Genomic DNA, 21,190 nt, shown 5'->3' with positions numbered 1-21,190 from the left:
CCCCCCCCCCCCCCCCCCCCCCCCCCCCCCCCCCCCCCCCCCCCCCCCCCCTTTTTTAGATGTGTATAAGAGACAGTTCCTATCGTGCCCACTCCAGGCTTCGATCTTCTCAACCAACCCGTCGATATACCTTTTCTCAAACACCAAACTCAACTCATCTAGCTGTTCACGGGATATCCGCATCATTTTACGACGGGAGCTACTCCCTGATGGAAACTGTTCCCTCAGGGCGGTAAAACGCTCATCACGCAGCTCTCCTTTCCAGTGAGTTGCTATCGCATCTACCGGCCCCAGAAATGTATGTTGCTCCCAAGGTGAAAGTACCTGCAATAACGCCCAGATATTGCGCGGATCGTAAAAACGGAAAAATACCGGTTTTTCCTCATCCGGAATTTGTACATGGAGATATTTACGCAAATGTTGACGCAACGCTTTCATCTCGGCTTTGCTTTCCAGCCAGATCCCCCAGGGGGTGGACCGATGCATCAACCACTGACGGCTACCTTCATTTATTTGCACCAGGTAAGGGGCTAAACGCCCAATATCTTCTGCAATGGGCTCCGCATACAAACTGGCATTAGGCGGGTCATAGAGCTCCAGCATGGTAAATAATTCTGGTTCTGCTGCGGCATCAACAATCGCCCAGTTCATTGCCTCGTTCATCCTTGTTTATCCTCCTGCGGGCAATGCGCAACAAATAACGTCCCCTGAGCGGCTGCCGCTTTTAAAATTGCCGGGTCCGCCGGTATCGCCAACTCCCCGGGGCTAGCACCGGAGTTGAGATTAATGGATGGCCCTTTAATATCAACTCCCCCAGCATGCACTACCACCAAACTGCCGCCAACCCGCAGCGTCAATTTGCTACTGCTCTGCAACGTCAGATCGCCATTGCTGTCTACGCTGAATACACCACTGATTTTCTGCGCCAGATCGCCCTTTACTTGTACACCTAGATCGCCTTCCGTCATCGCCAGGCTGTTGCCGGTGATTTTCTGATGCTGATTACCTTCTACCGTAACTTTACGATCGTTGGCAACGGCCAGTTCTTCATCATGCCCGATGCTACTGCTTCGGTTGTATTCCACCCGCTCATCTTTAGAATTGAGCACCCGTATAGCCATATTCTTCTGTGCATGGATGAAAACTTCTTCTTTATCTTTCTCATCCTCAAAACGCAGTTCGTTAAAACCCTCACCCTTATGAGTTTGTGAACGGATCGACATCTGGGTCTTGGTTGCCGGTAAATTACCCGGAGGCAGATTGTTAGCGTGATAGGTGCGCCCGATAATCACAGGTTGGTCCGGATCGCCGTTCAGAAACTCGACTATCACCTCATGGCCGATACGAGGAATGGCTGACATTCCCCACCTAGGACCCGCCCAAGGATGTGATACACGAACCCAACAAGAGCTTGTGTCATCGGTTCTTCCTGAAAGATCCCAGAGAAAACGAACTTTGACCCGACCATAAGGATCGCAAAAAATCTCCTCACTCTCGGGCCCAGTGACAACCGCGATCTGCGCGCCATCAATGCGCGGTTTCGGCAGTGAAAGCGGACGCCAGGTCTGATTATTAGGTATAAACGCAAACTGGCTCGTAACGGTAGTGCCCTGTCCCCCAGATGCTGTTTCCAATGCTTGAGGTTGTTGCCCAATATGGGTGGCCTGGGTGATTTGCCAACGTGTATTCAGGGTGTCTAACGGATGGTTTTCCAAGGTAAAACGCACTCCGGGCTGAAGTGCCGTGCAATTACTCGCCCCCTCCCCCTGATGCGCATCGTTACGCAGCGCATGCAATCGCCAACGTGCAAAGGACTCCCCTGGGTCTGCCTTGTAGCGGCCAGGATAATCATAATGAAAATATCGGCCTGGCTGATGCTCATCATCTCGAGCACGATCGCGATATTCTGCCGACCAAAGGGGATTTTTAAAGGTGTAGTCTTTTAACAATACATCAGAAGGTCGCAGACTCTCCCGGCGCTTAAACGTGGTAACACAGAGCTCATCGAATGAGCTTTGTTGTTGATTCGGATAATAGGGTAATATCGGCCCGTCATTCAGCGCGGCACAATCATCGGAAAAGACTAGCGTGTGCGCACCATCGTTATGCTCAAAGAAATAGTAAATGCCTTCTTCAGCAGCCAGGCGATTGATAAATTCCAGATCGCTTTCATTATATTGGACGCAAAACTCCCGCACGGCATGAGGGAAGCGCAAAGCATGGGCATAGTCGTTAATTCTATTTTTCTTTAACAAGGTTTCCAGAATTTGCAGAAAATCTTGTTGCTGGAAGATACGTGAATGTCGCCCTAAACCAGCTCGCCAGAGTGCGGGACGAATGCCGAGCCGGTAACGTGTTTGATGCAGCCCCGCATCCCCTTGTTCAATAGAGGTGACAATCCCATTGACGATGCGCTGTACTTCGGTATCACGCCAAATAGTCAGGGTAGCGACATTATCCAGAACTGAGCGAAACTCCACACTGGGTTTGGCACTGGCGGCGTCAAGTTCGAGAGTAAAAAGGCTGGAGAATTGCTCATGTAGAGTAAATCCCGATACGACGAATGTTTCAGCTGGCAGATCACCGATATTCAGGGTAAACCGCAGACCTGTTGCATCCTTGCTTGTACTCAACATATGATTTCCCTTTATAGAAAACGCGACAGCATCAAACGCGAAATGGCCTGATATTTCCCACAGGCAGAAGATAATACTCTAACCAAAACATAAGGATAACGAGGGGAAAATAACAGGTCAATGACTCATCCCCTCCCTATAACGTACGAGAAAAGCCGTATATATTATAATTTTCTCTAAACTGTATTTTTACACTAGCAGGAAGGAGGAAAAACGAATTTTATTCTGGTTTAACGCCGTAGCAAACTTCCACTTTCTTTAAATAACAGTACGTTAATTTATGATCATTAAAAAATATCCATTGTGCGACGCCGATCTATGCATTTTGCACGCTTTTCAACCAGCATAACATTGCAGTCTCTACTCACCCGCAGTGGACAATTGCATCAAGAACTCCTTATAAAATCAAATCATTGCTGTGGTACGACAGCTAATTTAAGCGGATGTTCTGTGGCACAATGGCACACAGCACCAATGCAAGGACCAAAAACGCCTTTATACTGTAGGCTAGTCCCGTGGTTTTCGGTCTTCATGGTTGAGAGACTTTTACATAAGGTTATGAGATGAAAACAAAAACGCTTGCTGTTGTTTTACCCTTGGCCCTGTTCTTAAGCGCCTGTACCACCGTCGAACCGGCCTTTAAGGATGTTGGCGTTCGCACTGGCGCCTGCGTGGAGGGTGGCCCGGATACGGTGGCCCAGAAATTCTATGACCTGCGCATTCAGCAAGGCCCAAGCACCGCACTGCCGGACAGCAGCCGTCTGGCACAGTTGCAGCCTTACCTGAGCCAGGTGCTGTATCAGGATCTGGTCAGTGCCGGCCAGCACCCTGGTAAACACACCATCACTGGCGATCTGTTCTCTGGCAATGCCCAAGGGCCAACCAGCGCAACGGTTGCCAGCGCTTCCACCATTCCTAACACCGATGCCAAAAACATCCCACTACGTGTACAGCTGACCCATCAGAAAGAGGGGGCCAGTGCAATCAACTGGCAAGACGAAGTGCTGATGGTCCGTGAAGGCACCTGCTGGGTAGTTGACGATATCCGCTTCCTCAACATCCCGCCGCATGCCGCCAGCGGTACGCTGCGCCAGGTCCTTGAGAACCAGTAACACCAAGATGGCAGCCGGGTGTATCACCTTCCCGGTTGCCAATTCCCCCCTCAGAAATGCTCAAAATCCCATCACCTTGAGAAAAATAGCTAGCTATCTCACAGTGTGCGCGACAAATCCGCCATTCAGCCAGCGCTCACGGTATCTTCTGCTATTATTTAGTCATTCTGCGACGCACTAATAAATTTTAACTCACAAAGATTGCATAAGTATTCTGTGGAAGTTACCATTCCCGGCATCAATGTCTATTCAATTTCAGCGCATGAGTATTCAACTAAAAGATATCAACTGCTTTTACGGCGCACATCAGGCGCTGTTTAACATTACACTGGATTGCCCTGCCGGTGAGACTCTGGTGCTGCTTGGTCCAAGCGGTGCAGGTAAGAGTTCGCTGCTGCGGGTGCTTAACCTGCTGGAAATGCCACGCTCTGGCCACCTGCAAATCGCGGGCAATCAGTTCGACTTTAAACAGTCACCGGGGGAGAAATCCATCCGCGAACTGCGCCAAAACGTGGGCATGGTGTTCCAGCAGTACAATCTCTGGCCACATCTGACCGTGGTGCAAAACCTGATTGAAGCGCCCTGCCGCGTACTTGGCCTGAGCAAGGCACAAGCGATGGCGCGTGCCGACAAGTTGCTGACCCGGTTACGCCTGACCGATTTTGCCGATCGTTTCCCACTGCATCTCTCCGGTGGCCAACAACAGCGCGTAGCCATTGCCCGTGCGCTGATGATGGAACCTCAGGTTCTGCTGTTCGATGAGCCTACGGCCGCGCTGGATCCGGAAATTACCGCGCAGATCGTCAGCATTATTCGCGAGTTGGCGGGCACCGGTATTACTCAGGTGATCGTCACCCATGAGGTTGAAGTCGCGCGTAAAACCGCCAGCCGCGTGGTGTATATGGAAAATGGCCATATCGTCGAACAGGGCGATGCCAGCCACTTTGCACAACCGCAAACCGTAGAGTTTGCCAATTACTTATCACACTAATAGCGATATTTGCTGTTCTCAGGGAGTTTGCGATGAAAAAACTACTAATCGCCGCCGTTCTGGCTGGCATCAGCGTTTCTGCCTCAGCAGCCGAAACTATCCGTTTCGCTACCGAAGCTTCCTACCCTCCGTTCGAATTTGTCGCGGCGGATAACAAGATCCAGGGCTTCGACGTCGATCTGGCCAACGCTCTGTGTAAAGAGATGCAGGCTGAGTGTACCTTTACCAACCAGGGCTTCGACAGCCTGATCCCAAGCCTCAAGTTCAAGCGTTTCGACGCCGTGATGGCCGGTATGGATATCACCCCTGAGCGCGAAAAGCAGGTGCTGTTCAGCAAGCCTTACTACGATAACTCGGCCCTGTTTATTGCCGAGAAAGGTAAAGTGGCCGACGTGGCCGCGCTGAAAGGCAAACGCGTTGGCGTGCAGAACGGCACCACGCACCAAAAATTCCTGACCGATAAACACCCGGAAATCACCACCGTGGGTTACGACAGCTATCAGAATGCCATTCTGGATCTGAAAAATGGCCGTGTTGATGCGGTGTTCGGTGATACCGCAGTGGTTAACGAGTGGCTGAAAGAAAACGCAGCGCTGGCCGCTGTGGGCGATAAAGTGACGGATAAAGACTACTTCGGTAGCGGTCTGGGCATTGCCATGCGCCTGCAAAATACCGAACTGCAGGGCAAATTCAACGCCGCCCTGGATAAAATCAAGCAGGATGGGACTTACGAAACCATCTACAAAAAATGGTTCCAGCAGTAATCATTATCCATGAATGAAATCCAACCTTTAGCTAGCGCCGCCGGGATGACCGTCGGCCTTGCCGTTTGTGCCCTGGTCCTCGGCCTGATCCTGGCGATGCTGTTTGCCGTCTGGGAATCATCCCGCTGGAAAGCGGTCAGTTGGCTCGGCACCGCCTGGGTGACCCTGCTACGCGGCTTGCCAGAAATTCTGGTGGTGCTGTTTATCTACTTCGGCTCTTCACAGTTGCTGATGATGCTGTCCGACGGCTTCGTCCTGAACTTCGGCCTGTTCCAACTACCGGTGCAACTGTCCATCGATAATTTCGAAGTCAGCCCGTTCCTGTGCGGCGTTATCGCCCTGGCCCTGCTCTATTCTGCCTACGCGTCGCAAACGCTGCGTGGGGCGCTGAAAGCGGTGCCACAGGGCCAATGGGAGTCCGGCCAGGCTCTGGGGCTAAGCAAGACAGCCATCTTCTTCCGTTTGATCATGCCGCAAATGTGGCGTCACGCGCTGCCGGGACTGGGCAACCAGTGGCTGGTGCTGCTGAAAGATACCGCGCTGGTGTCGTTGATTAGCGTTAACGATCTGATGTTGCAGACCAAAAGCATTGCCACCCGCACCCAGGAGCCGTTTACCTGGTATGTGATTGCCGCGGCAATCTATCTGGTGATCACCCTGCTGAGCCAGTATATCCTTAAGCGGATCGAGCTGCGCACCACACGTTTTGAGCGGGGGCCAGCCTGATGCTTGAGTTCATCCCCGAAATCATCAAAGGCTTGCATACCAGCCTGTCGTTGACGATCGTCGCACTGATTGTTGCCTTGCTGATGTCGCTGGTGCTGACGGTGATCCTGACGTTAAAAACCCCGGTGCTAACGCAGTTGGTGAAGGCGTACATTACGTTGTTCACTGGTACACCGTTGCTGGTGCAGATCTTCCTGATTTACTACGGCCCTGGCCAGTTCCCGGCGATCCGTGAGTATCCCTGGTTGTGGAACCTGCTTTCGCAACCCTGGCTCTGCGCGATGATTGCGTTGGCACTGAACAGTGCGGCCTACACCACCCTGCTGTTCCATGGGGCGGTACGCGCTATCCCGGCAGGCCAGTGGCAATCCTGTGAAGCACTGGGCATGTCACGCAAGCAAACGCTACGTATTCTGCTGCCATATGCCTTCAAACGTGCCTTGTCATCCTACTCCAACGAAGTGGTTCTGGTGTTCAAGAGTACCTCGCTTGCCTATACCATTACCCTGATGGAAGTGATGGGCTACAGCCAACTGATGTATGGCCGGACTTATGACGTGATGGTCTTCGGTGCCGCTGGCATTGTGTACCTGTGCGTCAATGGCCTGCTGACGTTACTGATGCGTATGGTTGAACGCCGTGCATTGGCGTTTGAACGGCGTAACTGAGCCAAACCTCGCTGAACTAGCCCTGCCATGTGCAGGGCTTTTTTATGGCCAAAAATAATTTTCTAGTCATTTATATTGCATAGTAATTCACTAAATGGCATTGTTATCGGCATAGCCACTCACAATGCCCTTGTGCCATTGTTAGAAAAAAAAGGTGGCGAGACAACAATCAAATTTACGACAGGAGCCGTACCGATGAAAAAGCTGTTACTTGCCGCCACCATTCTCGCCGGGATCACCTTTAACGCCGCCGCCGCCGACACCATCCGTTTCGCCTCTTCAGCGACCTACCCGCCGTTTGAATCTCTGGATGCCAATAACCAGATCGTCGGTTTCGATATCGATTTGGCCAAGGCCTTGTGCAAGCAGATGCAGGCCGACTGCACCTTTACCAACCAGGCCTTTGACAGCCTGATCGCCGCGCTGAAATTCAAAAAATATGATGCGGTGATTTCCGGCATGGACATTACGCCAGAGCGTAGCAAGCAGGTTACCTTTACCCAGCCCTATTATGCCAACTCGGCCATTGTCATTGCTCAGAAAGGCAAGTTCACTACGCTGGCGGATTTGAAAGGCAAAAAGCTGGGGATGGAAAACGGCACCACGCATCAAAAATACATGCAGGACAAGCACCCGGAAATTAACACCGTGTCTTATGACAGCTACCAAAATGCCGTGTTGGAGCTGAAGAATGGCCGTATTGATGGCGTGTTCGGTGACACGGCGGTGGTTAATGAGTGGCTGAAGAATAACCCGGAACTGGCTGCCGTAGGTGAACACGTAACCGATGCGCAGTACTTTGGTACCGGTCTGGGCATTGCCGTGCGCCCGGATAACCAGGCACTACTGGCCAAGCTGAATGCTGCGCTGGACGCGATCAAGGCGGATGGGACCTACAAGGCGATCAACGATAAGTGGTTCCCACAGTAATCCCCTCACCCCAACCCTCTCCCACAGGGAGAGGGAGCTTATAGCCCTTGCTCTTTTGCAAGTAAAGAGCTCATCTCAGCAAACTCAATCGGTCCCCTCTTCATGGGGGGGAGAGGGAGCTTATAGCCCTTGCTCTTTTGCAAGTAAAGAGCTCATCTCAGCAAACTCGATCGGTCCCCTCTTTATGGGGGGGAGAGGGAGCTGATAGCCCTGCTCTTTTGCAAGTAAAGAGCTCATCTCAGCAAACTCGATCGCCCCTCATTCAAGGCAAGTCACTACTATTTGAAACACACTCGATCGGTCCCCTCTCCCTGTGGGAGAGGGTTAGGGTGAGGGGCCGTTATTTCCGGACCAGCAGCGTCAACACTTCGTAATGGGCAGTGTGCGGGAACATATCAAATAGCTGCACGCGTTCAACGCGGTAATCCGGCAGCATCGCCAAATCCTTCGCCATACTTAACGCATTACAGCTGGAATAAAGAATATAGCCCGGTGCCGTGCGGTTGAGATAATCACACAGCTCGTTGCCAATCCCCCGGCGCGGCGGGTTCACCAAGACCAACTCAGGAACCTCCCCCTCAGCGATAGCAAATCGGGTCGAATCCAGCGCCTGAAAATCCACCTGCTGTAAGCCGAGAGTTTGCGCCGACTGTTTGGCACAGGCAATCGCCTCTGCACTGATTTCAATGCCGGTCAGCCTGGTTTGCGGCTGTGCGCAATGTAAGCCGAAGCCACCAACGCCACAGAACAGATCCCACATGCTGGCGATCCCCAGCGCCCGAACCCAATCCCGTGCGGTGGCATACAGCTGGCTAGCCACCTGTGGATTGGTTTGAAAAAAGCTCTGTGGGCGAATGTATAACGGCACCTGGTTGAACCGCTCTTCCAGCGCCTGCTGTTCGGTCAGCGGGATTTCATGCTCGCCTTCCATGATCGCCATGTGTACTGGCTGAATATTGGCGGAGATCACCTTCAACTGCGGCAACTGTTCTTGTAACCAAGGCAAGGCCGCACGCAGTTGCGCCAGCTTGCTGTCAGAACGCAGCACAAAGCGCAGCATCAGGCCGCCGCTGAAGGTGCTTTCCGTCAGGAGTAAATATTTCAGTTCGCCACGTTTGCGCGCCACGTTATAAGGCGTTAATCCGGCGCGGGGGATAAAGTCTTTCAAGACCGCGAAAATCGGAGCAAAGCTGGCCGGATACAACGGACAATCACACAGGTCTACCGGTGTGCCATCACGGTGCAACATGCCAAGCAACGGGCGCTCAACGCTACCGCTGACCACCATTTTCGCCTTGTTGCGAAATGCACTCTGTTCACCCGTCACCGGCTCCAACCACTGCGCGACATCGCGATCCGCCAATAAGGATTGCAGATGATGTTGTTTTTCTTCCAGTTGCTGAGGATAAGGCTTTTCCAGCCACTGACAGGAACGGCAGGTGCCCGCCGAGTACAAAGCGCAATGCATGAATAGTAACCGTTAAATCAGGATGACCAATGAGGGCGCAGATTGTACCACCCAACGCAGACAAAAACTTATTTACCAAAACAGGAGAAGATAAAACGCCGCCCGGTCAGGCGGCGCTTGAAGCTCGATTAATCGCCAAGTGCATCAGCCACGAGCGGCCCTTTGCAGCTCGCGCGCGCGCTGTTTTTCCGCCCGCGCCATAAACCACCAGGCGATAAACCCGATGATCCCCACCACCAGCAAGATCAGCGTCGCCAAGGCGTTGATCTCCGGGTTAACCCCCATACGCACGCTGGAGAATACCAGCATTGGCAAAGTGGTGGCCCCTGGCCCGGCCACGAAGCTGGCAATCACCAGATCGTCCAACGAGAGAGTAAACGCCAGCATCCAGCCCGAGATCAGCGCTGGGGCAATCATCGGTAAGGTGATCACAGAAAACACTTTCAGCGGCGTCGCGCCCAGATCCATCGCGGCCTCTTCGATCGAACGATCCAACTCTCGCAGACGCGAACTGATAACGACCGACACATAAGCGGTACAGAAGGTGACGTGCGCCAACCAGATGGTGAACATCCCGCGCTCAGAAGGCCACCCAAAGGTATGCCCCATAGCCACAAACAGCAGCAGCAGCGACAAACCGGTGATCACGTCTGGCATAACCAGCGGTGCGGTGAGCATAAAGGCAAACCCGGTCGAACCCCGGAAACGCCCAAAGCGCACCATCACCATCGCGGCAATGGTGCCGAGGATCACCGCCGCCGTGGCGGAAGCCGCCGCAATGGTCAAACTCAAGCCAACCGCACTGATCATCGCCGAATCGTGGAACAGTTCTACATACCAGCGCAATGACCATCCCGCCCAGACGGTAACCAGCTTGGAGCTGTTGAACGAATAGATCACCAGCATCAGCATCGGTGCGTACAGGAAGGTGAAACCAACCACCAGAATCGCTATGCGCCACGGTGAACGCACTACCGGTAAGTTATTCATCCCTGTCCTCCCATTTCCTTGTTCTGGTGCTTGTGGAACCAGAGAATAGGTACAATCAACAGCAGCAGCATCACGGTAGCAACCGCCGAGGCGACCGGCCAGTCACGGTTATTGAAGAACTCCTGCCAAAGCACACGGCCAATCATGATGCTGTCTGGCCCGCCGAGCAGTTCCGGGATCACAAACTCCCCCACCGCCGGGATAAACACCAGCATAGATCCGGCAATAATGCCGCCACGGGTTAACGGCATGATCACGCTGAAGAAGGTTTTCAACGGCTTGGCCCCCAGATCCAGCGAGGCTTCAACCAGTGAGTAATCAAGGCGCGTCAGCGCGGTATAAATTGGCAACACCATAAACGGCAGATAGGAATAAACGATGCCGATATATACCGCCAGATTGGTATGCAGGATCACCAGCGGCTGATCGATTACCCCCAACCACATCAGGAAGTTGTTCAACACCCCGTTGTTCTTCAGTATCCCCATCCAGGCATACACACGGATCAGGAATGACGTCCAGGAAGGCAGGATCACCAACAGCAGCAGTATGTTGCGGGTCGACGGTTTACTGTGCGCCACCGCCCATGCCAGCGGATAGCCGATCACCAGGCAGCACAGCGTTGAAACCGCCGCGATCTGCAAGGATTGCAGATAGGCATCGATGTATAGCGGGTCATCGGTCAGTTGCAGGTAGTTGGCAAAGTTCAACGCAATATCGAGTTTGCCATCTGCCCAACTCATCAGATCGGTATAAGGCGGTACCGCCAAGGCCAGTTCAGACAGACTGATCTTGAACACGATCAGGAACGGCAGCATAAACAGTAGCAGCAGCCACAGCAGCGGCAGCGCGATCACCAGCTTGCGGCCATGGGCCATCTGCAAACGTTGGATAAACGCCTTAATCGGGCCGGGTACTCTTGCCGGAGGCTCCGGCGAACGTTCAGAAAGCAATGTCATGGTAGTTACTCCTCACTTTCTCAACTACACCGTCAGAACCACACAGCTGTCGGTTTCCCAACACAGGCGCACTTCATCACCCCAAGTCGGCATCCCTTTGCGGAACCGATGGCCGTTTTGCAACTGCGCACTGATCATCTGCCCGCTGAGCAGCTTAACGTGGTAGATCGACAGATCGCCCAGATAGGCAATGTTCACCACCTCTCCTACCGCAAAGTTGCTGCCATCTTCTGGCACTTCCTCACACAGCATGATCTTTTCCGGGCGTAACGCGACCTGAATAGGCACGCCGTCCACCACCGAAGAATCAGGATCGACCTTGAGCGCATGCCGTAAACCCGGGCTTTGCAAGATCAATGCATCGTCCCGCCGCTCCTGCAACACGCAATCGAACACGTTGACCGAACCGATAAACTCGGCGCTGAAACGGCTGTTCGGGTGCTCGTAGATCTCTTCCGGCTCACCGATTTGCACAAACTTGCCGCGGTTCATGATGGCGATACGGCCAGCCATGGTCATCGCTTCTTCCTGATCGTGGGTCACCATGACGCAGGTCGCGCCCACGCGCTCCAGGATATCCACCACCTCCAACTGCATGCGGTCGCGCAGTTTCTTATCCAGTGCGCCCATCGGTTCGTCCAGCAGCAACAGCTTTGGCCGCTTGGCCAGGCTACGCGCCAGTGCCACACGCTGACGTTGGCCACCGGAAAGCTGGTGCGGCTTACGCTTGGCGTATTCCTGCATATGCACCAGCGTAAGCATTTCGGTGACGCGCTCGTTAATTTCCGCGCGCGGCATTTTGTCCTGCTTGAGGCCAAACGCGATGTTCTGCTCCACCGTCATATGGGGGAACAGCGCATAGGACTGGAACATCATATTGACCGGGCGCTGGTATGGCGGCACGTGGGACATGTCCTGGCCATCGAGGACAATTTGCCCTTCCGTCGGCTGTTCAAAACCGGCCAACATACGCAGCAACGTTGATTTCCCACAACCTGAAGGCCCCAACAGCGCAAAGATTTCGCCCTTGTAGATCGTCAGGCTGACGTCTTCTACCGCATTCTGGCCGTCAAAGGTTTTAGTGAGGTTACGGATTTCCAGCAGAGGGGTGAAAACCTTCTGCGATTTGGCTAGCGGACGAGGGATAACATCGTTCAATCGGGGTGCTCTCCGGCTAAAGCAGTGCGAACAACCACAGCAATTGCCATGGCCCAAAATGGCAATGCAGGCGGGTTAAACCCACATGCTTATCAATACCGGGCTCAGCATGCTGAGCCCCTATACTTATCAAAACCCTATGAATTTCGAGCTGTAGCTAGGCGACAAGCTTGAAAGACGACGGGTCTTTACTTCCCGCTTTTAACTTTAGTCCATGCCCGGGTAATGACACGGTCAAGTTTCGGCGACTGTACGTTCAGCGTGTACAGTTTGGCGCGAATATCTGCCGGTGGGTAAACGTTCGGGTTATCACGCACCTCGGCATTCACCAGCGGCGTGGCGTCTTTTACCGCGTTGGCATAAAACACGTGGTTGCTGATATCCGCGATCACTTCTGGCTTGAGCAGGAAGTTCAGGAACTGGTAGGCCGCATCTTTGTTTTTGGCATCGGCTGGCATCGCAAACATGTCAAAGTAGGTCAGCGCCCCTTCTTTTGGAATGGAGTAGGCCACATTCACGCCGTTTTTGGCTTCCTTGGCACGGTTGGCGGCCTGCATCACATCACCAGACCAGCCGATAGCCACGCAAATATCCCCATTAGCCAGATCGTTAATGTACTGGGAAGAGTGGAAGTAGCGGATATTCGGGCGCAGCTTCATCAGCAGATCGTTGGCCGCACCGGTGTAATCTTCCGCATTGGTGCTGTTAGGATCTTTGCCGAGATAGTGCAGGATAGTGGCATAGACTTCACTTGGCGCATCCAGGAAGGCGACACCACAACTTTTCAGTTTCTCCAGGTTTTCTGGCTTGAGGATCAGGTCCCAGCTATTGACCGGAGCATCTTTGCCCAGCACCGCTTTGACCTTATCAACGTTATAACCGATGCCGGTGGTCACCATCATGTAAGGGATACCGTACTTATTATCCTTGTCGTTATGCGCGACCAGTTGCAACATTTCGGGATCAAGGTTTTTGTAATTAGGTATCTTGCTCTTGTCCAGCGCTTCAAAAATACCAGCTTTGGACTGGCGCTCAAGGAAGTTGGAGGAAGGAACCACCAAATCATAACCGGTGCTGCCCGCCATCAGTTTGCCTTCCAGAACCTCGTTGGAATCAAAGACGTCATAAACCACTTTGATCCCGGTTTCTTTCTGGAATTTGGCCAGGGTATCCGGCGCAATATAGTCGGACCAATTGTAGATGTGCAGCGTATTGTCTGCGGCCGACGCGGTGAGGCAAGCCGTCATCAGCAAGCCGCCAACCACACCCGATAACCACTTTTTACGTTGGGTGACCATCCGTAACTTCCTCCAAAACCAGGGGTAAATTTGTATCCTGAAAGGATACAACGCCTTTGATTAGCCGAGCGCAATCGTTGCGATCGCGAGTGAATAGCTATGCAGTTGATTGCATGCGATTTTCTCACCTGCCAGCCCACGAGGTCACAAACAGGAGCGTGAGCCTTTAGCAAGATCAGCAGCATAACCGGAGTTGCCAGACGGTGCCAGCCTCCAGGGTAAAAAACGCCGTTTATCGATTAATTATGCACGGGTGCTGTATGTGATGCGGTAATAACGCCCTAAAAGACGATAAATATCTGGCAATCAGGGGAGAAACGCAGGATATCTGTTTGTGGGGAAAAGTTCGGGCTGCGTGCCGCCAGATCTGCGGCACACATAATGTACAGCGAAGATTAATGCAGCATCGGTTGGCTGGCTACGGTAGCCGGGTTCTCTTCTTCATCACCCATAAACAGCAGATCGTTCGCCCTGGCTTCCAGTATCACCATTGAGATCTGTTCTTCGCCCTGTTGCATAAAGTGGGCAAACTGCTCATAGGCCACGCCAACAGCGATGCTCAAAGACTGGCAAACGATCAGCTTTGGCAAGTTATCGTCTTGAATATCCACAAAGGCCTTGATGGTCAGCGAGCTGGCATTGATTTGACTGAGATCGGCCACCAGCGGGATCAGTGCGGTTGGCTTGACTTCGGCCAACGCGGAAAACAGGATCACGTTATCCACCAGATCGAGCTTGGCATCGAATACGCCGTCAAAGTTTTGCATGTGCGGCAGGTGTAACGCCTGGCAAGAGTCACATTCAAAAAACGAGATCCCCAACTGATCCAACCAACGTCGTAATAACGCCAAATCGGGGACGATGAGTGAATCCATAAATTACCAGCCTCACAGGGTTCAATGACATGAAAAGGCGCATAGCTTACGGAATATTCAATCGAGATGCCACGATCAAAGCCGCTTAATTCACTAATGCAACAACATCGCACGGCATATCCGAACCTGCGATCCCCCGTATACGCTTGGCGCGACAGTGGAAAGCGCCATTTATCACCCGCCAGATTTCAGACGAAAGCCAGGCCGGGCTCGTTGCTCAATGTACTCAATCATCATGCCTGCAATATCCAACCCGGTGGTGGTTTCAACGCCTTCCAACCCCGGCGATGCATTCACCTCCATCACCAGTGGGCCACGATCGGCACGTAGGATATCAACCCCGGCAACATCCAGCCCCAGCGTCTCCACGGCCTTGATCGCCGTAGCGCGCTCCTTGCCGGTGATATGCACTTTACGGGCCGTGCCACCCCGGTGCAGGTTCGAACGAAACTCCCCAGGCTTTGCCTGCCGTTCAATCGCGGCAACTACCCTACCGCCAACGACCAGGCAGCGAATGTCACAGCCGTTAGCTTCACGGATATACTCCTGCACCAGAATATGGGCGTTCAGGCCACGAAAGGCGTCGATCACACTCTCCGCCGCCTGGCGAGTTTCGGCCAATACCACGCCGATCCCCTGTGTCCCTTCAACCAGCTTCACCACCAGCGGTGCGCCGCCCACCAGTTCGATCAAATCACCGGTATCATCCGGCGAATGCGCAAAGCCGGTAATGGGCAGATCAATCCCCTGACGCGCCAGCAGTTGCAGCGAACGCAACTTGTCACGCGCCCGGGTAATGGCCACGGACTCATTGAGCGGATAGCTGCCGAGCAGTTCAAACTGGCGCAGCACGGCGGTGCCATAAAACGTAATAGCGGAACCAATACGCGGGATCACCGCATCGTAATGTTCCAACTGGCGGCCACGATAATGAATGCTCGGTGCCGCCGGGTTGATATTCATATAGCAAGACTGCGGATCGATAACATCAATACGGTGCCCACGCTGCTCTGCGGCTTCACGCAATCTTTTACATGAGTACAGCGAACCATCGCGTGAAAGAATGGCAATTTTCACTCGTCACCCCTAAAGGCGTTGATCACCTGCATTGGCAGGCATTCCCCATAGCCGCGTTTAGTCTTGCGGTCCCTGGTCTTGTTTATCTTTCGGCGGAGTACGCCGATCGTTCTGCGGCGGCTGGCCACCACGCAGTAGCGGGCCGAACCCTTGAACTACGCGCCAGACCAAAAACGCGGCTGCAGGAACCATCATGAACACGCCTAGAAAGATCATGCCAACCGCCGCCTGTTGCGAAGCCAGCATACCCGGCAAACGGACGTAGTCATGAATACTCAGATAAGAGAGTATCAACAGCACCATGCCCAATCCTTCAAGCACCAGCACAGAACGCGGTAAGTCACCGAATGAACGCATATTTTTTTCTCCAGACTCACTGTGTCCAGTGTAGTAAATTCGCCATCACAGCAACAGCCCTAGTTGATTAATCGGTTCTATAAATCAGACCAAGAGGCAGATCCTGCTTTTTTTTAGCCCAGCCAACGGGCATAGTAAGCGCCATGACGTGAGTGATTGCGCAACTGAAGTCTTTTTATGACGGAAGGAATGTCGTTACAATAACGGTTAATTATTAATAACAGACTAGGAGTGTTACATGTTTGCTGTAATCTTCGGGCGTCCGGGCTGTCCTTACTGTGTCCGTGCTAAAGAGCTGGCAGAGAAATTGACTGAAGAGCGTGACGATTTCAACTTCCGTTATGTTGATATCCACGCCGAAGGTATCACCAAGGCCGATTTGGAAAAAACCGTGGGCAAACCGGTAGAAACCGTGCCACAGATCTTTATCGATCAGACCCACATTGGCGGCTGCACCGATTTTGAAGCCTACGCCAAAGAAAACCTGAACCTGTTCCAATAAGCTTCAGGCTCGAACAAAAAAAGGCCACCGAACGCAGGTGGCCTTTTTTACAATTAGTGTTTTTGCCGCCGATAGAACTGTTGCAACGCATGCAACACCATGCGCATTAATAAATACAGCATCCCACCCAACACACACCAGAATACGGCGCTGACCGCGTAAGCCAACTCCTGCCAAAACGAATGGCCGGGCGTTAACCAAAAGTGGCGAATGAGCAAACACAGCGGTACCGCACACAGTGCGCCAAGCAAGGGACACAGGATACGCTGCTTGCTCGACAAATAGCTGGCGATAAAACCGGGAATAATAAACAACAGCAGGCCGGTTTCACCATGATGCTCGGATTCTGTCACGCCGACGGCACCGCTCTTCTGGCCAAGAAAAACCAAGCTAAAGAGCAGAAAGCAGCTGAAAATGCCCACCCAGTATCGATAACTCACCATCCACCTCTCCCCTCATACCCGAAAAACGACGGATATCGCGATGTGACCGCTGACTACATCGTAAAACACAGCCTATCGCACAGACCTTGCGACACACAGCCGAAATCGACAGCGCTGGCTGAACTTTTTCCTTGGTCAAAAAGGGTTAAATACGTATACCGACACAGCTTTATGCTGGCTGTCATACGTGATAGCGACTAGAATAAGCGCCGCCATTCGATGGTTCGGATCGCCTTCCGATGGTTGGTTGTTATCTAAGCTTTATCCATATACTCTATGGCTGAATCTAACTCTTATAGTGTTCTTTATCAAGAACTTACTGGTAAACAATAAGTTATCCCCCGTGAACATAAACGTCGCAAGTTTGTTAAACGGTAACTACATTCTGTTACTGTTTGTGGTACTCGCCCTGGGGCTCTGCCTCGGAAAGGTTCGTCTTGGCTCCGTTCAACTCGGTAATTCCATTGGCGTTTTAGTGGTCTCGCTGTTGCTTGGCCAGCAACACTTTGCCATTAACACCGAAGCGTTAAGCCTCGGCTTCATGCTGTTTATTTTTTGCGTCGGTGTTGAAGCTGGCCCCAATTTCTTCTCGATTTTTTTCCGCGACGGCAAAAACTACTTCATGCTGGCGCTGGTGATGGTCGGTTCAGCCATGGTGATCGCCATCGGTCTGGGTAAGCTGTTCCACTGGGATATCGGCCTTACCGCCGGCATGCTCGCCGGTTCGATGACCTCCACACCGGTGTTGGTGGGTGCAGGCGACACGCTGCGTAATACCATCACCAGCGGCCCGGCACTGCTTGCAGCCCAAGACCATCTGAGCCTGGGCTACGCCCTGACCTACCTGATTGGCCTGGTCAGCCTGATTTTCGGTGCTCGTTATCTACCGAAACTGCAGCATCAGGATCTCTCAACCTCTGCCCAACAAATCGCCCGTGAGCGCGGCCTGGATACCGATAGCCAGCGCAAGGTTTATTTGCCGGTGATCCGCGCCTATCGCGTCGGCCAGGAACTGGTTGCCTGGGCAGACGGCAAGAACCTGCGCGAGCTCGGCATTTACCGCCAAACCGGTTGTTACATCGAACGAATTCGCCGCAACGGCATTCTGGCCAACCCAGACGGAGATGCGGTGTTACAGGTCGGCGATGAAATCTCACTGGTCGGCTACCCTGATGCTCACGCACGCTTGGACCCAAGCTTCCGTAACGGTAAGGAAGTATTCGACCGGGATCTCTTGGATATGCGCATCGTGACCGAAGAGATCGTGGTCAAAAACAGCAATGCGGTAGGCAAGCGCCTGAGTCAGTTAAAGCTGACCGATCATGGCTGCTTCCTCAACCGCGTGATCCGCAGCCAGATTGAAATGCCGATCGATGACAGCATCGTGTTGAACAAAGGCGATGTACTGCAGGTCAGCGGCGATGCCCGCCGGGTAAAAAGCGTGGCAGAGAAGATCGGCTTTATCTCCATTCATAGCCAGGTCACCGATCTGCTGGCATTCTGCGCCTTCTTTATCATCGGCCTGCTGATTGGCCAGATCACCATTCAGTTCACCAGCAGCTTCTCCTTTGGTATCGGTAACGCCGCAGGGCTATTGATGTCCGGCATCATGCTGGGCTTCCTGCGAGCCAACCACCCGACCTTTGGTTATATCCCTCAGGGCGCGTTGAACATGGTGAAAGAGTTCGGCCTGATGGTATTTATGGCCGGTGTGGGTCTGAGCGCAGGGGCCGGTATCGGCAATACCCTTGGCGCAGTAGGTGGTCAGATGCTGATCGCAGGCTTGATCGTCAGCCTCGTACCGGTAGTGATCTGCTTCCTGTTCGGTGCCTACATTCTGCGCATGAACCGTGCCCTGCTGTTTGGTGCCATTATGGGAGCACGTACCTGCGCCCCGGCGATGGAAATCATTAGTGACACTGCACGTAGTAATATTCCTGCGTTGGGATATGCGGGCACCTACGCCATCGCTAACGTGTTGTTAACCTTGGCAGGTTCACTCATCGTGGTGATCTGGCCAGGTTTAATGGGGTAGCAAGGCGGTCTGAGAAGTCGTGCCATGGCGAAATATTTTTTGCTTTTTCTAGCAACCGGTAGAACTTTTCGATCGGGACATAGTCTGAATTAGTGCCACTGCTTTTCTTTGATGTCCCCATTTTGTGGAGCCCGTTAGTCCCGCCTTTTTAGGTTCAAGATTAACGGGTTTTTTGTTGCCTGAAATTTACGCCCCTTAAAAACCGTCACTTAGGGAACGTCATTTTACTGGGTGGCGACAAAGTGGCGGCTCACGTTTTACTGCCATAAAAAAACCTGCTTCTTGTCAGTTTGACTTACACCCCATTGATTAACACACCGTGATGTTAGTAATGCCTTCATTATCAACCTGGGAGCCGCTGGAGGCCATTTGGACGCTAGCTGGGGCCACAACGTCAAAAGGCTCAGGCCGAAGGAGGCGCGCGCCAAAGCCCTACTCGGTGTTGCCGGGCTTGAGCGTAGACTCATCCGTATTGATTACGGCTTTGGGGACTGCGACGGCGCCACTCAAACTCTTATGCAAGCTAGCGGCCTGATTTGATGTCCTGAAGAATGCTTTTCGGTACCCAACCAATATCTTGATCTGAGAGTCGCTGGCACCATACCCAGCCATTCAAGAATTTTATCGCCAGCAATTCATCACCCTCATTAACATCAAGTTCTTTGGCCGTATAGTCATCTTTAGCTATACCATGACCGGGTTTGTTGCTTCGTTCTATGAGTTGTTCTGGAACCCATCCACCGGCATGATTAGGTATTGTACAGAAATACCAATTATCCCAACCTTCATCGCCCTCATACCTATCCCCTATAATAAGCTGAGTTCCACTTTTGAACGTGATAGGATCTGGATATTCACTTCGATGTTGCCCTATTGCGATAAATTTCATGTTAGTCCTCATAAACTCCATCTACCTTCCTCTGACGCTTACGACAATCTGTATGCATACACAGTATGCAACTATTAATTCTCATCGCGCAACTGATCATCTGAAGCCTACCCAATCCATAGCTTGCTCATACTTCATTGATAGATAGAAAAGTTTTCTTTATAACCACGTGCTACAGCTCAACCCGCGGGCGACAAAGTGACGGCCCGATATCAATCTTCCCCCAGTACAGGTCATGCCGACGATGGCCGTCGATACGACACATAAATGCCGAATGCAGCAGTGTATAAAAGCTGGAGGAAACATCTATCACAAATAACGCCAACCGCAATATCATATTTTAAACTGCCAGAATTTAACCTATCGAGGTTATTGACAACACTATTATTTTAATGACAACGTAGTGAAACGCCGAGGTATTGCCGCTCAACGAAGGAAGTCTGACATTGATTCCAAATATCATTTATACCAGGGAGGTAAGCATGTAAAACCAACACAATAACAGCACCAGAAATAAAACACCGATTTTTGGCAGTTTAATGATTTTTTATGTGTCATTTCACAATCCAGAAAGGATTTATAGGATTGCATTATGAAAGTGAGTGTTTTAGGTTACCTTTTTCTGGTTTTAACCAGTTCCTTTTTTTGTGGGAACTTAAGCGCAGTCAGCACAGGTACGCTTACGGTGAAGTTTGGTCAGACAACGGAGGACACTTTTAAGGCGACTCATCCGGAAGCGGTAAATGTAGGTTATAATAACGAACTCAGAGGGAACATTTATAAAGAAACACCCGATAACAACAAGGACAAGCGAAGCAATATTATTTTTGAAAATATCAAAGATGTCTTTATCTTGTTTGATCAGAATAAAAATTTATCCGCACTGCAGTTACAATTTAAAAACGATCAGTTTAGTCTTATCAGTGCAATTCTAGCCAGTAAGTACGCCACCGTCGTAAAGAAAACCCCACTTATCGGCAGTGACTATATGGAGCTATACAATGACGGCGTTTCTATTTACTTGATGGATCCTTTTTTCTATTCAAATACGTCACTCTTCTTTATAAAGACCGATATTAGAGATAAAATTCTAAAAAACCTTCCCTCGGAGATGCTCAATGATGATATTAACGTACTGAATTACCTCTGTCTCTTATACACATCTGACGCTGCCGACGATGCCAACTAAAAAAGGGGGTTTTTGGGGGGGGGGGGGGGGGGGGGGGGGGGGGGGGGGGGGGGGGGGGGGGGGGGGGGGGGGGGGGGGGGGGGGGGGGGGGGGGGGGGGGGGGGGGGGGGGGGGGGGGGGGGG

Annotated in this window: 21 protein-coding genes; 9 read left to right on the top strand and 12 right to left on the bottom strand. The window is 52.2% G+C overall.

All coding sequences use genetic code 11. The features are described from left to right. Together JHD74_RS23225 and tssI are read right to left on the bottom strand one after the other, a co-directional pair. Positions 1–663, bottom strand: a 663-nt coding sequence (locus tag JHD74_RS23225) for a DUF4123 domain-containing protein (protein ID WP_199063602.1), incomplete at its 3' end; no start/stop codon positions are given. Beyond that, entirely contained in the window at positions 660–2,636 is a 1,977-nt protein-coding gene (gene tssI / locus JHD74_RS23220) for a type VI secretion system tip protein VgrG (RefSeq protein WP_199063601.1), read from the bottom strand. The genes JHD74_RS23225 and tssI, both read right to left, overlap by 4 nt. Before the next feature lie 563 nt (positions 2,637–3,199). Between tssI and JHD74_RS23215 the strand changes: the two genes are divergently transcribed. The 6 genes from JHD74_RS23215 (at position 3,200) to artJ (JHD74_RS23190) (ending at position 7,827) form a co-directional block, all read left to right on the top strand. Then, entirely contained in the window at positions 3,200–3,748 is a 549-nt protein-coding gene (locus JHD74_RS23215) for a lipoprotein (protein WP_199063600.1), read from the top strand. Between the two features lie 262 nt (positions 3,749–4,010). Beyond that, positions 4,011–4,739, top strand: a complete 729-nt coding sequence (gene artP, locus JHD74_RS23210) for an arginine ABC transporter ATP-binding protein ArtP (protein WP_098931676.1) — start codon at positions 4,011–4,013, stop codon at positions 4,737–4,739. Positions 4,740–4,771: 32 nt separating this feature from the next. Then, the gene (gene artJ / locus JHD74_RS23205; RefSeq protein WP_024529841.1) at positions 4,772–5,503 is read left to right on the top strand and encodes an arginine ABC transporter substrate-binding protein; all 732 of its coding nucleotides are present in this window, start codon (positions 4,772–4,774) and stop codon (positions 5,501–5,503) included. Positions 5,504–5,512: 9 nt separating this feature from the next. Next, the gene (artQ, locus tag JHD74_RS23200; protein WP_024486188.1) at positions 5,513–6,229 is read left to right on the top strand and encodes an arginine ABC transporter permease ArtQ; all 717 of its coding nucleotides are present in this window, start codon (positions 5,513–5,515) and stop codon (positions 6,227–6,229) included. Beyond that, complete coding sequence (artM, locus tag JHD74_RS23195; protein ID WP_074028918.1) at positions 6,229–6,897, top strand: arginine ABC transporter permease ArtM; 669 nt, start codon at positions 6,229–6,231, stop codon at positions 6,895–6,897. The genes artQ and artM overlap by 1 nt, the downstream gene beginning before the upstream one ends. A 195-nt stretch (positions 6,898–7,092) precedes the next feature. Next, positions 7,093–7,827 carry an arginine ABC transporter substrate-binding protein gene (gene artJ, locus JHD74_RS23190; protein ID WP_024529839.1) on the top strand — a complete coding sequence of 245 codons (735 nt, stop codon included), beginning with the start codon at positions 7,093–7,095 and terminating at the stop codon, positions 7,825–7,827. Positions 7,828–8,167: 340 nt separating this feature from the next. Here the strand turns inward: artJ (JHD74_RS23190) and rlmC are convergent, their stop codons facing one another. From rlmC to JHD74_RS23150, 8 genes are all read right to left on the bottom strand, one after another. Beyond that, positions 8,168–9,295, bottom strand: a complete 1,128-nt coding sequence (gene rlmC, locus JHD74_RS23185; protein ID WP_199063599.1) for a 23S rRNA (uracil(747)-C(5))-methyltransferase RlmC — start codon at positions 9,293–9,295, stop codon at positions 8,168–8,170. Between the two features lie 144 nt (positions 9,296–9,439). Next, positions 9,440–10,285, bottom strand: coding sequence for a putrescine ABC transporter permease PotI (gene potI, locus JHD74_RS23180; RefSeq protein ID WP_074028914.1), 846 nt, complete (start codon positions 10,283–10,285; stop codon positions 9,440–9,442). Continuing rightward, a complete protein-coding gene (potH, locus tag JHD74_RS23175; RefSeq protein ID WP_021804975.1) occupies positions 10,282–11,244 on the bottom strand; it encodes a putrescine ABC transporter permease PotH in 963 nt (320 codons plus the stop codon). The genes potI and potH overlap by 4 nt, the downstream gene beginning before the upstream one ends. A gap of 24 nt (positions 11,245–11,268) precedes the next feature. Then, positions 11,269–12,402: a putrescine ABC transporter ATP-binding subunit PotG gene (gene potG, locus JHD74_RS23170; RefSeq protein ID WP_199063598.1), complete on the bottom strand. Its 1,134-nt coding sequence runs from the start codon at positions 12,400–12,402 to the stop codon at positions 11,269–11,271. Positions 12,403–12,590: 188 nt separating this feature from the next. Beyond that, entirely contained in the window at positions 12,591–13,700 is a 1,110-nt protein-coding gene (gene potF / locus JHD74_RS23165; protein ID WP_199063597.1) for a spermidine/putrescine ABC transporter substrate-binding protein PotF, read from the bottom strand. 395 nt (positions 13,701–14,095) lie between these two features. Continuing rightward, complete coding sequence (locus JHD74_RS23160) at positions 14,096–14,575, bottom strand: YbjN domain-containing protein (protein ID WP_024528635.1); 480 nt, start codon at positions 14,573–14,575, stop codon at positions 14,096–14,098. Positions 14,576–14,749: 174 nt separating this feature from the next. Beyond that, entirely contained in the window at positions 14,750–15,652 is a 903-nt protein-coding gene (gene rimK, locus JHD74_RS23155) for a 30S ribosomal protein S6--L-glutamate ligase (protein ID WP_059200358.1), read from the bottom strand. Between the two features lie 57 nt (positions 15,653–15,709). After that, on the bottom strand, positions 15,710–16,009 hold the full coding sequence (locus JHD74_RS23150; RefSeq protein ID WP_021804980.1) for a YbjC family protein: 300 nt from the start codon (positions 16,007–16,009) through the stop codon (positions 15,710–15,712). A 238-nt stretch (positions 16,010–16,247) separates the two neighbouring features. Here JHD74_RS23150 and JHD74_RS23145 point away from each other — a divergent pair, with 238 nt between their 5' ends. Further along, positions 16,248–16,511, top strand: coding sequence for a GrxA family glutaredoxin (locus JHD74_RS23145; protein ID WP_021804981.1), 264 nt, complete (start codon positions 16,248–16,250; stop codon positions 16,509–16,511). 53 nt (positions 16,512–16,564) lie between these two features. Here JHD74_RS23145 and JHD74_RS23140 read toward each other — a convergent pair whose 3' ends face one another. Beyond that, positions 16,565–16,954 carry an inner membrane protein YbjM gene (locus tag JHD74_RS23140; RefSeq protein WP_065685365.1) on the bottom strand — a complete coding sequence of 130 codons (390 nt, stop codon included), beginning with the start codon at positions 16,952–16,954 and terminating at the stop codon, positions 16,565–16,567. 343 nt (positions 16,955–17,297) lie between these two features. On the opposite strand from JHD74_RS23140, the gene JHD74_RS23135 reads away from it, so the two are divergent. Further along, positions 17,298–18,989, top strand: a complete 1,692-nt coding sequence (locus JHD74_RS23135) for an aspartate:alanine antiporter (RefSeq protein WP_037375189.1) — start codon at positions 17,298–17,300, stop codon at positions 18,987–18,989. Positions 18,990–19,512: 523 nt separating this feature from the next. Here the strand turns inward: JHD74_RS23135 and JHD74_RS23130 are convergent. Then, the gene (locus tag JHD74_RS23130) at positions 19,513–19,878 is read right to left on the bottom strand and encodes an SH3 domain-containing protein (RefSeq protein ID WP_065685429.1); all 366 of its coding nucleotides are present in this window, start codon (positions 19,876–19,878) and stop codon (positions 19,513–19,515) included. Positions 19,879–20,470: 592 nt separating this feature from the next. Here JHD74_RS23130 and JHD74_RS23125 point away from each other — a divergent pair. Further along, complete coding sequence (locus tag JHD74_RS23125; RefSeq protein ID WP_199063596.1) at positions 20,471–21,067, top strand: hypothetical protein; 597 nt, start codon at positions 20,471–20,473, stop codon at positions 21,065–21,067. Positions 21,068–21,190 lie beyond the last annotated feature (123 nt).

It is taken from the genome of Serratia sp. ASV30 (assembly GCF_016428815.1).
Classification (GTDB): domain Bacteria; phylum Pseudomonadota; class Gammaproteobacteria; order Enterobacterales; family Enterobacteriaceae; genus Chania; species Chania fonticola_C.
The sequence above is the reverse complement of the archived record's forward strand: the minus strand, read 5'-3'. Positions and strand labels throughout refer to the sequence as shown.

What these genes read in the sequence shown, in the direction of transcription:
- tssI (WP_199063601.1), bottom strand. Translation starts at nt 2,636, where the DNA reads ATGTTGAGTACAAGCAAGGATGCAACAGGTCTGCGGTTTACCCTGAAT.
- JHD74_RS23215 (WP_199063600.1), top strand. Translation starts at nt 3,200, where the DNA reads ATGAAAACAAAAACGCTTGCTGTTGTTTTACCCTTGGCCCTGTTCTTA.
- artP (WP_098931676.1), top strand. Translation starts at nt 4,011, where the DNA reads ATGAGTATTCAACTAAAAGATATCAACTGCTTTTACGGCGCACATCAG.
- artJ (WP_024529841.1), top strand. Translation starts at nt 4,772, where the DNA reads ATGAAAAAACTACTAATCGCCGCCGTTCTGGCTGGCATCAGCGTTTCT.
- artQ (WP_024486188.1), top strand. Translation starts at nt 5,513, where the DNA reads ATGAATGAAATCCAACCTTTAGCTAGCGCCGCCGGGATGACCGTCGGC.
- artM (WP_074028918.1), top strand. Translation starts at nt 6,229, where the DNA reads ATGCTTGAGTTCATCCCCGAAATCATCAAAGGCTTGCATACCAGCCTG.
- artJ (WP_024529839.1), top strand. Translation starts at nt 7,093, where the DNA reads ATGAAAAAGCTGTTACTTGCCGCCACCATTCTCGCCGGGATCACCTTT.
- rlmC (WP_199063599.1), bottom strand. Translation starts at nt 9,295, where the DNA reads ATGCATTGCGCTTTGTACTCGGCGGGCACCTGCCGTTCCTGTCAGTGG.
- potI (WP_074028914.1), bottom strand. Translation starts at nt 10,285, where the DNA reads ATGAATAACTTACCGGTAGTGCGTTCACCGTGGCGCATAGCGATTCTG.
- potH (WP_021804975.1), bottom strand. Translation starts at nt 11,244, where the DNA reads ATGACATTGCTTTCTGAACGTTCGCCGGAGCCTCCGGCAAGAGTACCC.
- potF (WP_199063597.1), bottom strand. Translation starts at nt 13,700, where the DNA reads ATGGTCACCCAACGTAAAAAGTGGTTATCGGGTGTGGTTGGCGGCTTG.
- JHD74_RS23160 (WP_024528635.1), bottom strand. Translation starts at nt 14,575, where the DNA reads ATGGATTCACTCATCGTCCCCGATTTGGCGTTATTACGACGTTGGTTG.
- JHD74_RS23150 (WP_021804980.1), bottom strand. Translation starts at nt 16,009, where the DNA reads ATGCGTTCATTCGGTGACTTACCGCGTTCTGTGCTGGTGCTTGAAGGA.
- JHD74_RS23145 (WP_021804981.1), top strand. Translation starts at nt 16,248, where the DNA reads ATGTTTGCTGTAATCTTCGGGCGTCCGGGCTGTCCTTACTGTGTCCGT.
- JHD74_RS23140 (WP_065685365.1), bottom strand. Translation starts at nt 16,954, where the DNA reads ATGGTGAGTTATCGATACTGGGTGGGCATTTTCAGCTGCTTTCTGCTC.
- JHD74_RS23130 (WP_065685429.1), bottom strand. Translation starts at nt 19,878, where the DNA reads ATGAAATTTATCGCAATAGGGCAACATCGAAGTGAATATCCAGATCCT.
- JHD74_RS23125 (WP_199063596.1), top strand. Translation starts at nt 20,471, where the DNA reads ATGAAAGTGAGTGTTTTAGGTTACCTTTTTCTGGTTTTAACCAGTTCC.